This is a genomic window from Vibrio sp. YT-15, from assembly GCF_033337445.1.
Lineage (GTDB): Bacteria > Pseudomonadota > Gammaproteobacteria > Enterobacterales > Vibrionaceae > Vibrio > Vibrio alginolyticus.
This window is the reverse complement of record NZ_JAWOQR010000003.1, coordinates 248,310-262,252: the sequence shown is the minus strand read 5'-3', so window position 1 is coordinate 262,252 and position 13,943 is coordinate 248,310. Positions and strand designations below refer to the sequence as shown.

The window sequence follows — 13,943 nt, the reverse complement described above, 5'->3', positions numbered from 1 at the left end:
ACGATTTGGGTTGCCCATTTATAATTGGAATGATAGTATCCGCGCTCGCTTGAACAGTTCCTGTTTCAAGCTTTACCACGAACAACAAGGTCGCATTGTTGATTGTGAACATTTGATTTTTACTAATTTGAGAGTAAATACTATGAAATTCGAAGCAGTAGTACGTACTGAACTAGGTAAAGGTGCGAGCCGCCGCCTACGTCACGCTGGCAAATTCCCTGCAGTTGTATACGGCGGTGAAGAAGCAGCAGTAGCTATCGTTCTTAACCACGACGACATCGTAAACCAAATGGACAAGCCTGAATTCTACGAAGGCATCGTTCTAGTTATCGATGGCAAAGAAGTTAAAGTTAAGCCACAAGACGTTCAACGTCACGCGTTCAAGCCAAAAGTTGAACACATGGACTTCATCCGCATCTAATTCCCTACCAAGGAATTAATCGGATTAAATCCAAACCTTTTGCATAAAAGATAATCGGACTTACCAACCGAGACATCTAAAAAATTTCAAAACCCCGGAGTCTTACCACCTCCGGGGTTTTACTATATTTAGCATATAGCATTTGATTTATGAGCGGGCAATATACTTCACTAAAGTGAGATCGGTCAGCGTCATACTCTCAATCACTTCCGACTCTTCCTCTCCAGTACGCACAAAACCACACTTCTTGTAAAAGTTAAGCCCCTGTTGATTAGTATCCAGTGCTTTCAAACTGATCTGCATAACTGACGTAGAGAGCAAACGTGTCTCTAACTCATCTAACAGTGCACTTCCTGCTCCTTGCCCATAATGTAGCGGCGTAACGTAGCAACATGTCACTAATGCCGTTTTATCTTCGCTGGTGTGGTTAGGTAACTCGTAACTTAAAAAGCCAACAATTTCTCCTTGCCTCTCAACTACGATCAATTGGGCCAGTTGCTCCGTCATCACTCGTGCCCACATCCTTTCTCGACGCTCAATCGTAAACTGCTCTATGTAGCTCTTTGGCATTAATCCTTTATACGCCACCAGCCAAGAATCAACGTGTATCTTGGCGATTTGGGCTGCTTCCTTTTTGAGTGCGTCCCTTACTGTGTATCTCATAAGCATCCTTTATTAGCGTTCACCACTTACAAATTCTTTTAACCCTACCCTTTAAACCAAAGCTCAAAGATAACGGCTACAGTCGCAACGCTTTACATTAATCTATTTCATTTTCATTAATTAAATGATAGTTCACATCATAATATTCGAAGAAGAACGATCCATTATTTACTTTTCATTTTGACTCATTAGGTTGAATCTATTTGTTTAAACACTCGAGTGTCAAATGCGGAATAAGCACGATAAGGTATCGGATGAGGATAAATAAACGATGCCTAAAGCATAAGGTTTCTAAACGATCGCAATTATAGTAAAGAGATAAATACAATTTTTGATAGAGTTTGGCAGAATAAAGCCATGATCAAATGAGTTTAAGCTCTGTGCTGTTCATTATGCATACAAACCGAACCCCTCATCATTAGAGCGAAAATTTATAACGATTTGTGTCATACCTATTAGGAAAAACATAAACTTGGCAAAATAATCACCAAAATCAGCGTAATACTTCGCAAAAATGCGCATTGATTCACACAAACAACACACATTCAATTAACTACCTCACAAAAAATAGAGCTAGCGATACAAAATAAATACTAAATACCAATTCTGTTTATTTATAGACGTAGTTTGCAGGCTTATTAATTCATTTCTCCGATAGAAGTATAAATAAGAGATAGATCACTAAAGTTTCACATTAATTCCGTATATTTCACGCCGTAACAATAACAAAATCACAAAGAAAGGATCCCTTATGAAGTTTTCCAAATCTCTTTTGGTAGTGGCAGTAGGCGCTGCGCTAGCAGGATGCGGCTCAGACAGCGACAATTCTCCAGTAACCTGCGAGACTGCAGATTCTTGTACTAAGTTCACCGTTCTCCACACTAACGATAACCATGGTCGCTTTTGGCATAACAGCGACGGCGAATACGGCATGGCTGCGCGTCACACTTTAATCGAATCTATCCGCGCAGAAGTCGAAGCAAAAGGCGGTGAAACCATTCTGCTATCTGGCGGTGATATTAATACCGGCGTACCAGAATCAGACATGCAAGATGCGGTTCCAGACTTCGTAGGGATGAACCTACTTGGTTACGATGCAATGGCTGTCGGTAACCACGAATTTGATAACTCACTAGATATTCTCGATATGCAAGCCGAGCTAGCTGACTTCCCTATGCTGGCTGCGAATATCTATAAAAAAGATACAAACGAGCGTTACTTCGACCCTTACAAAGTATTTACTATCAACGGCCTTAAGATCGCTGTTATTGGTCTAACAACGCAAGACACTGCGAAGCTAGTCAATCCAGACAACGTATCAAACATCCACTTCGAAGACCCTCAAGTAGAAATCAAAAAGGTACTGAAAGAAATCGAAGAGAACGAAAAGGTAGACCTAGTATTTGCAACGACGCACATGGGTCACTACGAAGATGGCAAAAACGGTAGTGAAGCACCAGGTGACGTTAAACTCGCTCGCTCTCTTGAAGAAGGACAGCTAAACGCTATCATCGGTGGTCACTCACAAAACCCTGTATGTATGGAACCAGGTACCAATGAGTATGCTGATTTCAAACCTGGGGATGATTGTGCCCCAGACCAACAAAAAGGCACTTGGATTATGCAAGCGCATGAGTGGGGTAAATATGTGGGTCGTGCAGACTTCGAATACTACGACGGCAAGCTTCACTTAGCGAATTACGCACTGATTCCTGTAAACCTTCTAGACGAAAACGATGAAGTTATCGGTGAACGAATTCAACAAGATGCAACGGTAAAAGCGTTACTACTGCCATACCAACAACAAGGTCAAGAGTTATTAGATGAGAAGATTTCTAATACGACGGGTAAGTTAGAAGGTGATCGTAACGTAGTTCGCTCTCAACAAACTAACCTAGGTCACCTACTCGGCGAGGCATACCGTACTTACAAAACGGTAAATGCTGACTTTGGTGTGATGAACTCTGGCGGCGTGCGTGATTCAATCCAAGATGGTGATATCACTTACCGTGACGTACTAACGGTTCAGCCATTTGGTAACTTCGTGACTAAAGCAACTATGACAGGTAAAGAAGTTAAAGAATACTTAGATGTGGTTGCGACGAAATCTGCAGGCTCTGGTGCTTACGCTCAACTAGATAACATCACTTTAGATGTAAATTGTGATGCTGGCTCAGTAACCATTACCGATATTAACAATAAAGGCTTCGATCTAGACGCAACGTACACATTCTCTGTAATCAGCTTCAGTGCTGCTGGTGGCGATAACTATCCAATCATCGATGTTCAATCTACACAGCTAACCGATGCATACGTTTTGCGCGAGTTCTTCGTAAACAACCCACAAATCTCTGCGGATAACTACAACAAGAACTTAGAGAACATCAAGTACTTCAGTAATGGCCAACCAGTAAAAGGCTGTCCTGCATCTGGTAGCTAATACTCAACACCTTACCCCTGGCACTAAGAGCTTTTACAAGCAATTTCGTCAGGGCTTTCCTCAAAACCGAAGCTTTGTGCTTCGGTTTTTTATTTTCGATAAATTACTGAAAACTCTCCACCTTCACAATATGTTCAAAAATTGTTCATTTGTGTTATTGACGCCCCTGTGTTGGGCTTCTATGTTTGATAAGGTCTTTTAAATATGCAGGTTCATCGGCTAAATTTCGCGAAACATTTTTAATCGCATAGTCAATGATTCTGAGAAAGATGTGAATGGCGTTACAAACACTGCTCTCAAACAATTTGTCTTTGGACTTCAAACGATGGTGATGTGCCTCCACGCGCACACTAATGAGCAGCGATCTGGACGTCAATGTGTTCAAACTGCTGCCATCGAGTTCTGGAGGTCAAAAATGAAACGAGCCAGCAATAGCTACAGACTCCAAATGATCAAAGAAGTAGTTACCCGTAGAGAGCGTGAAGCTTGTACGGATCCTATGGCGAGATACATTCATCAACTCATGGATGAACGCCCAACAAGTAAATTAGATGTTGAATTCAATCATCGATTTTCAGGAAATCACTTCGACGAACAAGCGGGAGGCTGGGTTAGCGACCGTTGGTCGATGAAATAACGCCAATTACCGCTTTATAGGGAAAATGGATAGGAGATTCCCGGTTCTTAAAGGACACCTTGCCGGACCGGGAATATGTAAAAGCCTAATCAGAACCGAAAGCGAAGGCGTAACCCCACAGACTGAACAAGAGTTCTAGAATAAGTCTTGTTGAGGCGATGACTCATCTTGAAGCTGTTCTGGCTTCGTCTTCCCTGCCAACATCTTTCTTCTGTACCTTTGACGACACAACTTAATAACGTGCAACTGCTGAGCGGGGGTTAAGTTAAGCCAATTAAACCTTTCCTCTCTCTTTCTCATACACCCCTTGCAATACCCTTTTTCATCGGAGGTACATACTCCAACACAAGGGCTTGGGACAGTAAAAAACTCCAGTTGCTCCATACTAAAACCGCTCTTTCCATATTAGGGCGTATTGGCCTAGTTTAAATAATGAGAAGATTAGTCAGCAACAAAACTTGCTATATACTTCGTTATGTCAAAAACATACGAAACCATAACCTTATGCTGACAAAAACAGTGTTTTATTACTTATACTTACCGCGTTTATAAAAACGGAGTCTATAAAATGAAGCTTAGCCTAAAAACGTTAGTTACAGCAATCTCTCTCCCTGTTCTTATGACTGCTTGTGCTAGCAACGGTGATGATGTGAAAGAAATAACGGCTCAAGATTTGCAGCACCACAACTGGGAACTTGTTCAAGTTGATGGCAAAAATATCGTTCTAGACGAACACCAAAAAGCGGCTCGCCTAGAAATCGGTGAAAATCTAACCGCAAACGGCAACGCAGGTTGTAACAACTTCTTCGGTCAAGCCGAGCTGAAAAACAACCAACTACGCATCGAAAAAATGGGCATGACCATGAAGATGTGTATGGAAGATCAAATGAAGATCGAAAACGCAATGACACAAACACTATCTAACTGGAGCGATATCACGCTAACTAAAGATGGTCTTGTTCTGAAAAGTGCCGATCACGAATTGACGTTTACACTACGTGACTGGGTAAACTAATCCCAACGAAGTAAACCAGATAGTATCTTAAAGCAGCCAAACGGCTGCTTTTTTTATATCGATGAATCGTTAGTCATGCATGCTAAAGTCATTTAAATGGCCAACTTTCTTTCTCTTTTCGCCCTCAATTCCATGCTTTAGACATCAATTTTGCTCTGTAAAACAACCTATTCATATCTCTGGGGACAATAATTTTCAATTACTTGAAAGAATATCCTCAAACAAACGGTCCGCTCCTAAAATGACACCAAATTTGTCCTTTATTCGTTTTGCTTCACATTGAGAGTAATTCTTTGAATCAATGAGTGATTCCGTTTGGGATTGGCATTGATAATAGAGAGAGATGAATTACTATCCTTGTAACAGAGCGGAACGACTTGCGAAAACGTCAATAGAAACGAAAGCAAGCACCAAAAGACATAACACGGAATAGATATGAAAAAGCTACTCAGCAGCATTGGCATTTTAGCCACGACTTTTGCGACACCTTCTTTTGCCGATTCATCAGTGAATAGCGAATGGCAAAAAATCGAACAACAAGCCGACGGGCAATCCGTCTACTTTCATGCTTGGGGCGGAAGCCAAGAAATTAATCGCTACATACAGTGGGCGAGTAGAGAGCTAAAATCACGTTATAACGTGACGCTAAACCACGTTAAAGTAACTGATATTTCTGAGACCACTACTCGACTTATCGCAGAAAAAGCGGCAGGCAAAAACAGCGGTGGCAGTGTTGATATGGTTTGGATCAATGGCGAAAACTTCAAATCAATGAAGGATAACCAATTGCTATTTGGTCCTTTTGTCGAAGGTTTGCCAAGCTGGCAATATGTGGATAAATCTCTACCAATTGATGTGGACTTCTCCGAGCCAACAGAAGGTCTAGAAGCACCTTGGGGAGTAGGACAATTAGTGTTTATCCATGACGAGCAAACCCTTAATAACCCTCCAAAATCATTCGCAGAAATGCTGAGCTATGCAAAAGCGTTCCCGAATCGCCTGACTTACCCTCGACCACCAGAGTTTCACGGCACAAGCTTTATCAAAGCATTACTCATTGAACTGTCTAACAACGCCCCTGAGCTGCAACAACCAGTTACCGATGACACGTTTGAACAAGTCACTCAACCGCTGTGGTCTTATCTAGATGAGTTCCATAAAGTCGCTTGGCGCGGTGGTAAGCAGTTTCCAGGCGGTACAGCAGAAACCCTTCAGCTACTAGATGATGGTCAGACTGACCTGGCGATTACCTTTAACCCGAACGCGGTTTTCTCTGCGCAGTCGAGCGGTAATCTTGCAGAGAGCACCAAAGCGTACGCAATGGACGCAGGAGCACTCTCAAATATCCACTTTTTAGCGATTCCTTGGAACGCAAATGCCAGTGCTGGTGCACAAGTTGCGATAAACTTTTTATTGAGCCCTGAAGCACAGTCTCGCAAAGGTAACCTAAACATCTGGGGCGACCCTTCGGTACTAAGCAACCAATACCTAACTGGTTCGGCCAAAAACACTCAACAATTCAAATCTATCGCTGAGCCACATCCAAGTTGGCAAGCGGCGTTAGAAAAAGAATGGTTGAAACGCTACGGAAATTAGTAAGAATCCATGTTAAGAGCGCTGTATTTAGTCATTATCGCATTTTGTATTTTGCCTACCATTCCGGGACTATTTGGAGTGGTGGTCTCTGCGCTCGGTTATGTACCTCCTATCGGTCTACACCACTTTTCTTTTGATGGCTTCAATGCCGTCTTTGATTGGGAAGGTGTTTGGACATCCATCGGGCTTACTTTCTACTCCGCCATTTTCAGTAGCTACTTGGCTTGCTTCATCGCATTTGCAATTCTACAAGCCTCTTGGGGCAGTAAGTTTTGGCGAAAAATTGAAGTTAGCCTTTCCCCACTTCTCGCGATGCCGCACGTCGCGTTTGCAATTGGCTTTGCGTTCTTGTTTGCCCCAACTGGTATGGGCGTTCGTGTTCTCAACCAACTGTTTGGTTACGACCCGAATGCACAAACGGTGAATGACTTAGCATTGCTGATTAAGGACCCACATGCACTCGGTTTGATCATCATGCTTGCGATTAAAGAAGTGCCGTTTTTATTGTTGATGAGTATTCCGATCCTTCAGCAATTGAAAGTCGATAAGGTTGAAAAAGTCAGTCACTCGATGGGCTACAGTTCCGCGCAAGCGTGGTGGAAATGCGTATTTCCGCAATGGTTAGCAAAACTTCGTTTCCCAATGCTGGCGGTATTGGCTTACAGTTTGTCCGTTGTCGATGTCGCCCTGATTATTGGCCCTACCAACCCACCCACGTTTGCGGTTTTGGTATGGCAATGGTTTAACGATCCAGATTTATCGCTCCTACCAAGAGCGGCCGCTGGCGCAGTAATACTGTTTGCGATCGCTAGCCTTTTGATTGGATTTGCACGCTTAATGGAATGGTGTATTACCAAAGGCTTCAAACGCTGGCAGTACTCTGGTCGAAACGGTTTTCGTTTACCCGGTAAAACCCTATTTTCACTGATTACCCTACTCGCACTTCTAATGATTCCACTCATGGTGGTGTGGAGCTTTGCTCAACGTTGGCGCTTTCCAGATTTGCTCCCAAGCCGTTACAGCCTGCGTTTTTGGGAATACGAATGGCACAGTATTCTTGGCACGCTGGAACAGAGCATGCTGATTGCCGTTATCAGCGCGACTGTCGCTCTAGCCCTTGCCTTGATCGCACATGAGTATCGCCTTCGTTATCGCTGGCAGGTGCCCGGTTACATCATCGCCATCCCAATGCTGATTCCTCAGCTATCCGTGCTATTCGGTATGCAAGTAGTGACGCTGTACTTAAACAGTAACGCGTATTTCTTTTGGGTATGCTGGGCGCATGTGTTCTTCGCATTCCCATTTATTTACCTCTCGCTAGACGGGCCGTGGCGCAGCTTCGATAACAGCTTAACTCGCGTCGCACTCAGCTTGGGTAAAACACCGATGCAAGCGTGGTTAAAAGTGAAACTGCCAATCCTCCTGCCTGCGATTGCATTCGCGTGGGCTGTCGGTATTAGTGTCAGCCTAGCGCAATACCTACCTACATTAGTGCTAGGGGCTGGGCGCATTAGCACCATCACAACCGAAGCCGTTGCACTATCCAGTGGTTTTGACCGACGTGTCACCGCTATTTACGCCATTTGGCAAGCTCTGCTGCCATTCTTGTTCTTCTCTTTTGCGATACTGCTTAGCCGCTTACACGTGAAGTATCGCCGCTTGTCTATAAAAGGTTTACTACTGAATGAGTCTTTGTCTCGAAAACCTCGCCATCCGTAAAACCAATGGCGACGCGCTTTTCTCGGCGTTCAATATGACCGTAGAAAAAGGTGAAATCGTTACCCTGATGGGGCCTAGCGGTTGTGGTAAATCCACTTTGTTGGATGCCATTGCCGGGCACCTATCCGCCGAGTTCAACTACTCTGGATCCATTACGCTTGATAACGAAAAGTTGGATGCCCTCCCTGCCCATAAGCGTCAGGTCGGTATTCTATTCCAAGACGATTTGCTCTTCCCTCATTTAACGGTGTGGGAGAACCTTGCCTTCGCGCTACCAAACTCAATCAAAGGTGAAGAGCGTAAAGCTCACGCTATGCAAGCACTGAAGAACATTTCATTGACCAAACTAGCAGAGTCCTTTCCTGACCAAATTTCGGGAGGGCAACGTGCCCGTATCTCATTGACTCGTATGCTGCTAGCAAAGCCGAAAGTTGCGCTACTTGATGAGCCCTATAGCAAGCTGGATAAAGACCTGCGCGTGCAATTTCGCAATTGGGTGGTCGAACAATTGCAGCAAGCGAACATCCCTACTTTGATGGTAACGCACGATGAAGATGATATTCCTGATGGCAGCCGCTGCATAAACTGGCCGTGGGAGACAAATCATGCTTGATAGCCTGAGTATAAAGCTCATCCGCAAACCGCTGGCACTCAGTGCGACATATATCGATAAATGTGGTATCACTGCAAATCAGACGACAGTATTTGGTTTTGTGCTTGGCTGTTTTGCCCTGCCTGCTTTGATCGCCGAACAGTACTTGTTGGCGTTGCTGTTTATTTTGCTGAACAGAATCTGTGATGGGTTAGACGGGGCACTGGCAAGGATTCAGGGCATTACCGATGCGGGTGGTTTTCTTGATATCAGCTTAGATTTTTTGTTCTATTCGTTGATTCCTTTTGGCTTTGTGCTTGCCAACCCAGAGCACAATGCCGTTGCAGGCGCATTTTTGATTTTTTCCTTCATCGGCACTGGTAGTAGCTTTTTGGCTTTTGCCATCATGGCAGGAAAACAAGGCATCGATAATCCGGTATATAAAAACAAATCGCTTTACTACATGAGCGGCTTAACCGAAGGTACAGAAACCATTGGCTGCTTGGTTTTATTTTGTTTGCTACCGCAACACTTTGCCGTCATCGCGTATATCTTTGGCGCGGCATGCTGGTTTACTACTTTTACACGTATTTATTCAGGGTTTCATACGCTTAACGATCATTAATACTGCTTAGACAATCGCGTTTCCTTAAGGGACAGGCCGCTAAGCCACTGTTTTATAAAGCACCAAAACGCAGGTTAAATTGGGGTATATACTCTTTGAATGAAGAAACCATTCGGAGGCTATATGAAAAAACAGATCAATTTAGGCATGTTGCTCACCATTACTTGTGCGCTCGTGCTTGGCGGCTGTAGCTCACCTAACCCGTACGGAGATGCATACGGCTCATCCGACACTCGCAAAGTTCAGCAGGTTTACTACGGCACAGTAGAAAAAGTAGAACCCGTAACCATTGATGCCTCTACCCAATCCAATGCCATTGGCACCATCGCTGGTGCTGCCGTGGGCGGGATCTTAGGCTCAAAAGTTGGGGGCGGTTCTGGCTCGGATATCGCTGCCATTGGTGGTGGTCTATTGGGTGGCTATGCAGGCAGCAAAGCGGCTGAAGCAACCGCGAAAAGAAATGGCGTGAATCTGACCATTCGTTTAGAGGACGGAAAGATTATCTCTATTGTTCAAGAAGCAAATCCAAACATGATTTTCCAACCAGGCCAAGCGGTCCAAATCAATGTTTCTGGTAATGACGCTAGAGTCGTTCCTCGTTAATTCGGACGAACTAAACCTTTGGCCTGCTTTAATTCAAACACCTAACCCGCGCAAGCTTACATCACTGGCTTGTTAACTTGCGCGTTTCTTTTCGTATCAAACTTGATCGTCGTCAATGGAACATCAATCTCCCACACCTTTCGATGTTCAAATGACATCAAGTTGCTAGCATGAGCCCATTCCAGATAACTTTGGGCTTGTTATGACTCCGACTGTTGACCACGTACTCCTTAATATCGCGCTAAACCTCAGCTCAAATCGCTCTCACGAGCAGCAATATCAAAATCTCATTGATGGGGTCGCGCAAGTATTCCCATGTGATGCGAGCTGCCTGTTTATCTTCGATGAGGATGGGTTTCTAACTCCTGTCGCGGTAAAAGGCTTATCCAGCTCGGTCTTAGGTCGTCGCTATTTCCCCAAAGCGCACCCTCGCTTAGATGCCATTATTCATAGCCGAGAACCGGTGCGTTTCGATGCCGATTGTTCACTGCCGGATCCTTTTGACGGCACACTATTAACCGAAGACCAGTGCATTGATGTTCATGATTGCATGGGCTTTAGCTTGTATGTCCAAGGCCAACTTGTTGGTGCACTAACGATGGATGCCCTAACGGTGGGCGCGTTTGATGACATCGATCCTGTCGCTATCGAAACCTTTGCAGCTTTGACCGCTGCGACATTGCGTAACATTGCGCAATTAAAAGCACTCAAAACACAAAACCAGAAGCAAAAAAGTGTCACTCAAACCCTTATCCAGCAAGCCCGTTCTCAACATGGCGAAATGGTGGGTTTGAGTCAGCAGATCAACCAGTTACGAAACAACATTGCGACCGTTTCTCAATCAGATTACGCGGTACTTATCTTAGGAGAAACCGGAACTGGTAAAGAACTGGTCGCGCACTCGGTACACGCGCAATCTCATCGTAGCGATAAGCCGATGATTTACGTCAACTGTGCGGCTTTACCAGAAGGTCTGGCTGAGAGTGAACTGTTTGGCCATGTCAAAGGCGCATTTACAGGTGCTAATAGCCACCGTGCCGGTAAGTTTGAACTGGCAGACGGTGGAACGATTTTCCTTGATGAAGTGGGCGAACTGCCTTTGATTTTGCAAGCAAAATTGCTGCGCGTAATTCAGCAAGGCGAGCTGCAACGTGTGGGTAGCGATCAGCATTTGATGGTCAATGTGCGCATCATCGCCGCGACCAATCGACAATTAGAAAAAGAGGTCGAATCTGGCACGTTTCGAGCAGACCTTTTCCACCGTTTGAACGTGTTCCCAATCCAAGTCCCCCCACTGCGTGCCCGTGACGGGGATATTCCCGTTTTAGCAGGATATTTGTTGGAAAAAGTACGCCAACAATTCAATGCACCCAATCTGCACGTTCACCCTAAAGTGTTGACTCAACTGGAGTCTTTACCTTGGTACGGAAACGTACGCGAGCTCGAACACACTTTAACTCGCGCGGCTTTACACGCTATTCAACAAGGTGCAAGCACGATCATGCTTAACCATTTTGACACCTCATTAGCTCTCGATGATGTAAAAAACACATCGCATTATCTGCCTAAAGAAAGCCAGCCAATGCGAGAGCTAATAGAAAGCTATCAACGTGATTTAATTGAACATGCTTTGAGCCAAACTGGTGGCGTTTGGGCAAAAGCAGCGGAGTTTTTACAAATGGATCGCGGGAACTTATATCGGATGGGTAAAAAGCTCGGGATCAATAAATAACCGACCACAAGAAGTCGATGTGATTAAGACATCAACTGCGTTGTCTTAATTACATCAACCACTCTCCTAAATCTGATAAAATTCAATACAAATCAACAAGATAATAATTGGCACACATTCTGCTCTCTAGCGGTCAACATCACGACTATTAAAACAATCACTGGAGAACCCAATATGTTCTGTATTCAATGTGAACAGACAATTCAAACCCCTGCTGTTAAAGGTTGTTCTTTTGCACAAGGCATGTGTGGTAAAACTTCTGAAGTATCTGACCTGCAAGATGTATTGGTTTACACACTGCAAGGGGTTTCTTTTTGGGCATCAAAAGCACTTGAATTCAACATCATTAACGATGAAATCAACCAATGGGCACCCAAGGCATTTTTCTCTACATTGACGAACGTTAACTTCGACCCTGAACGCATCCTAGAGTTAACTTCTCAAGCCGCAACGTACAAAGCATTGTTAAAAGAGCAAGTAATGTCTGCTGCAACACTCGCCGATACCGAAGTTGCTGACATCCCTGTTGTTGCTCACTTTGAGCTACCAAATAGCGCAGAAGCAATCTTAGCTTTTGCTCCTCAAGTCGCGGTGAACCGTGGTAAGGACCAAGTACATGAAGATGTTATTGGCCTACGCCTACTTTGCCTATACGGACTTAAAGGTGCAGCCGCGTACATGGAGCACGCACGTGTTCTTGAGCAAACCAACAACGATATCTATGCCGAATACCATGAAATCATGGCGTGGTTGGGCACAGACCCTGAAGATCTCGGCGAACTACTTGATTGCTCAATGCGCATCGGCCTGATGAACTACAAAGTGATGGAAATGCTCGACCAAGGTGAAACAATGACCTTCGGCCATCCAGAACCAACCACGGTGAACGTCAAGCCAGTAAAAGGTAAATGTATTCTTGTTTCTGGCCATGATTTGCATGACCTAGAAAAAATCCTGCAACAGACCGAAGGCAAAGGCATTAACGTTTACACCAATGGTGAAATGCTGCCTGCACACGGCTACCCTGAGCTGAAGAAATACTCTCACCTTGTCGGTAACTACGGCAGCGCATGGCAAAACCAGCAGAAAGAATTCGCCAACTTCCCTGGTGCAATCGTAATGACGTCAAACTGCTTGTTGAATCCAAATGTGGGTCAATACGCAGACCGTTTATTCACTCGTAGTATTGTTGGCTGGCCTGGTGTGGCTCACATCGAAGGCGATGATTTTAGCCAAGTGATTGAATGTGCTCTAGCGCAAGACGGTTTCCAACACGATGAAATCGAACACCACATCACGGTTGGTTTTGGTCGCAATGCACTGATGAACGCCGCCCCTGCGGTTATCGACCAAGTGAAGCAAGGCAACATCAAACACTTCTTCCTAGTCGGCGGTTGTGATGGTGATAAAGCGGAACGCAGCTACTACACCGATTTTACGGCTGAAGCGCCAGAAGACACGCTAATCCTGACCTTGGCGTGTGGTAAGTTCCGCTTCAACAAGAATACGTTCGGAGATATCAACGGCATCCCTCGCCTATTGGATGTGGGCCAATGTAACGATGCTTACTCTGCAATCCAGCTTGCACTTGCACTGGCGAAAGAGTTTGACTGTGACATCAATGAACTACCACTCACGCTTGTGCTTTCTTGGTTCGAGCAAAAAGCGATCGTTATCTTGCTAACACTATTTGCATTGGGCGTGAAAGGCATTTACACAGGCCCTACTGCACCGGCATTCCTAACGCCAAACCTAATCGCCATCATCCAAGAGAAGTTCGATATGCGCAGTATTGGCAATGTTCAGGATGATCTAAAAGCCATCCTAGCAGCCTAATAAACCTACTTGTTACGCGCCTCCTTACGTGGAGGCGCTATCTATTTCAAACTAAAAATAGCCA

The 13,943-nt window shown here is 44.7% G+C and carries 13 protein-coding genes; 11 read left to right on the top strand and 2 right to left on the bottom strand.

Annotated features, from left to right (window positions below; translation table 11 throughout):
• The first annotated feature begins 142 nt into the window (after positions 1-142).
• A complete protein-coding gene (gene rplY / locus R7D93_RS08195; RefSeq protein WP_005378066.1) occupies positions 143-421 on the top strand; it encodes a 50S ribosomal protein L25 in 279 nt (92 codons plus the stop codon).
• Between the two features lie 147 nt (positions 422-568).
• Here rplY and R7D93_RS08190 read toward each other — a convergent pair whose 3' ends face one another.
• Positions 569-1,084 (bottom strand): GNAT family N-acetyltransferase, encoded by a 516-nt coding sequence (locus R7D93_RS08190; RefSeq protein ID WP_005378065.1) that lies wholly within the window; start codon positions 1,082-1,084, stop codon positions 569-571.
• Between the two features lie 751 nt (positions 1,085-1,835).
• Here R7D93_RS08190 and ushA point away from each other — a divergent pair.
• Positions 1,836-3,524, top strand: coding sequence for a bifunctional UDP-sugar hydrolase/5'-nucleotidase UshA (ushA, locus tag R7D93_RS08185; RefSeq protein ID WP_017634888.1), 1,689 nt, complete (start codon positions 1,836-1,838; stop codon positions 3,522-3,524).
• Between the two features lie 415 nt (positions 3,525-3,939).
• Positions 3,940-4,161: a hypothetical protein gene (locus R7D93_RS08180; RefSeq protein ID WP_005386686.1), complete on the top strand. Its 222-nt coding sequence runs from the start codon at positions 3,940-3,942 to the stop codon at positions 4,159-4,161.
• Positions 4,162-4,296: 135 nt separating this feature from the next.
• Here the strand turns inward: R7D93_RS08180 and R7D93_RS08175 are convergent, their stop codons facing one another.
• A complete protein-coding gene (locus tag R7D93_RS08175; RefSeq protein ID WP_005378062.1) occupies positions 4,297-4,545 on the bottom strand; it encodes a DUF1289 domain-containing protein in 249 nt (82 codons plus the stop codon).
• 184 nt (positions 4,546-4,729) lie between these two features.
• Here R7D93_RS08175 and R7D93_RS08170 point away from each other — a divergent pair, with 184 nt between their 5' ends.
• The 8 genes from R7D93_RS08170 to hcp all read left to right on the top strand — a co-directional run bounded on the left by R7D93_RS08170 (position 4,730) and on the right by hcp (position 13,879).
• On the top strand, positions 4,730-5,176 hold the full coding sequence (locus R7D93_RS08170) for an META domain-containing protein (RefSeq protein WP_005378077.1): 447 nt from the start codon (positions 4,730-4,732) through the stop codon (positions 5,174-5,176).
• Between the two features lie 435 nt (positions 5,177-5,611).
• Entirely contained in the window at positions 5,612-6,772 is a 1,161-nt protein-coding gene (locus tag R7D93_RS08165; RefSeq protein WP_213917134.1) for an ABC transporter substrate-binding protein, read from the top strand.
• Positions 6,773-6,781: 9 nt separating this feature from the next.
• On the top strand, positions 6,782-8,491 hold the full coding sequence (locus R7D93_RS08160; RefSeq protein ID WP_213874703.1) for an ABC transporter permease: 1,710 nt from the start codon (positions 6,782-6,784) through the stop codon (positions 8,489-8,491).
• Positions 8,457-9,104, top strand: a complete 648-nt coding sequence (locus R7D93_RS08155) for an ATP-binding cassette domain-containing protein (protein WP_130546672.1) — start codon at positions 8,457-8,459, stop codon at positions 9,102-9,104. Before R7D93_RS08160 ends, R7D93_RS08155 begins: the two co-directional genes overlap by 35 nt.
• Complete coding sequence (locus R7D93_RS08150; RefSeq protein WP_005386693.1) at positions 9,097-9,708, top strand: CDP-alcohol phosphatidyltransferase family protein; 612 nt, start codon at positions 9,097-9,099, stop codon at positions 9,706-9,708. The genes R7D93_RS08155 and R7D93_RS08150 overlap by 8 nt, the downstream gene beginning before the upstream one ends.
• A 123-nt stretch (positions 9,709-9,831) precedes the next feature.
• Positions 9,832-10,311 carry a glycine zipper 2TM domain-containing protein gene (locus R7D93_RS08145; RefSeq protein ID WP_005386695.1) on the top strand — a complete coding sequence of 160 codons (480 nt, stop codon included), beginning with the start codon at positions 9,832-9,834 and terminating at the stop codon, positions 10,309-10,311.
• 202 nt (positions 10,312-10,513) lie between these two features.
• The gene (gene norR, locus R7D93_RS08140) at positions 10,514-12,043 is read left to right on the top strand and encodes a nitric oxide reductase transcriptional regulator NorR (protein WP_085569581.1); all 1,530 of its coding nucleotides are present in this window, start codon (positions 10,514-10,516) and stop codon (positions 12,041-12,043) included.
• A gap of 174 nt (positions 12,044-12,217) precedes the next feature.
• The gene (gene hcp / locus R7D93_RS08135) at positions 12,218-13,879 is read left to right on the top strand and encodes a hydroxylamine reductase (RefSeq protein WP_138939981.1); all 1,662 of its coding nucleotides are present in this window, start codon (positions 12,218-12,220) and stop codon (positions 13,877-13,879) included.
• Positions 13,880-13,943 lie beyond the last annotated feature (64 nt).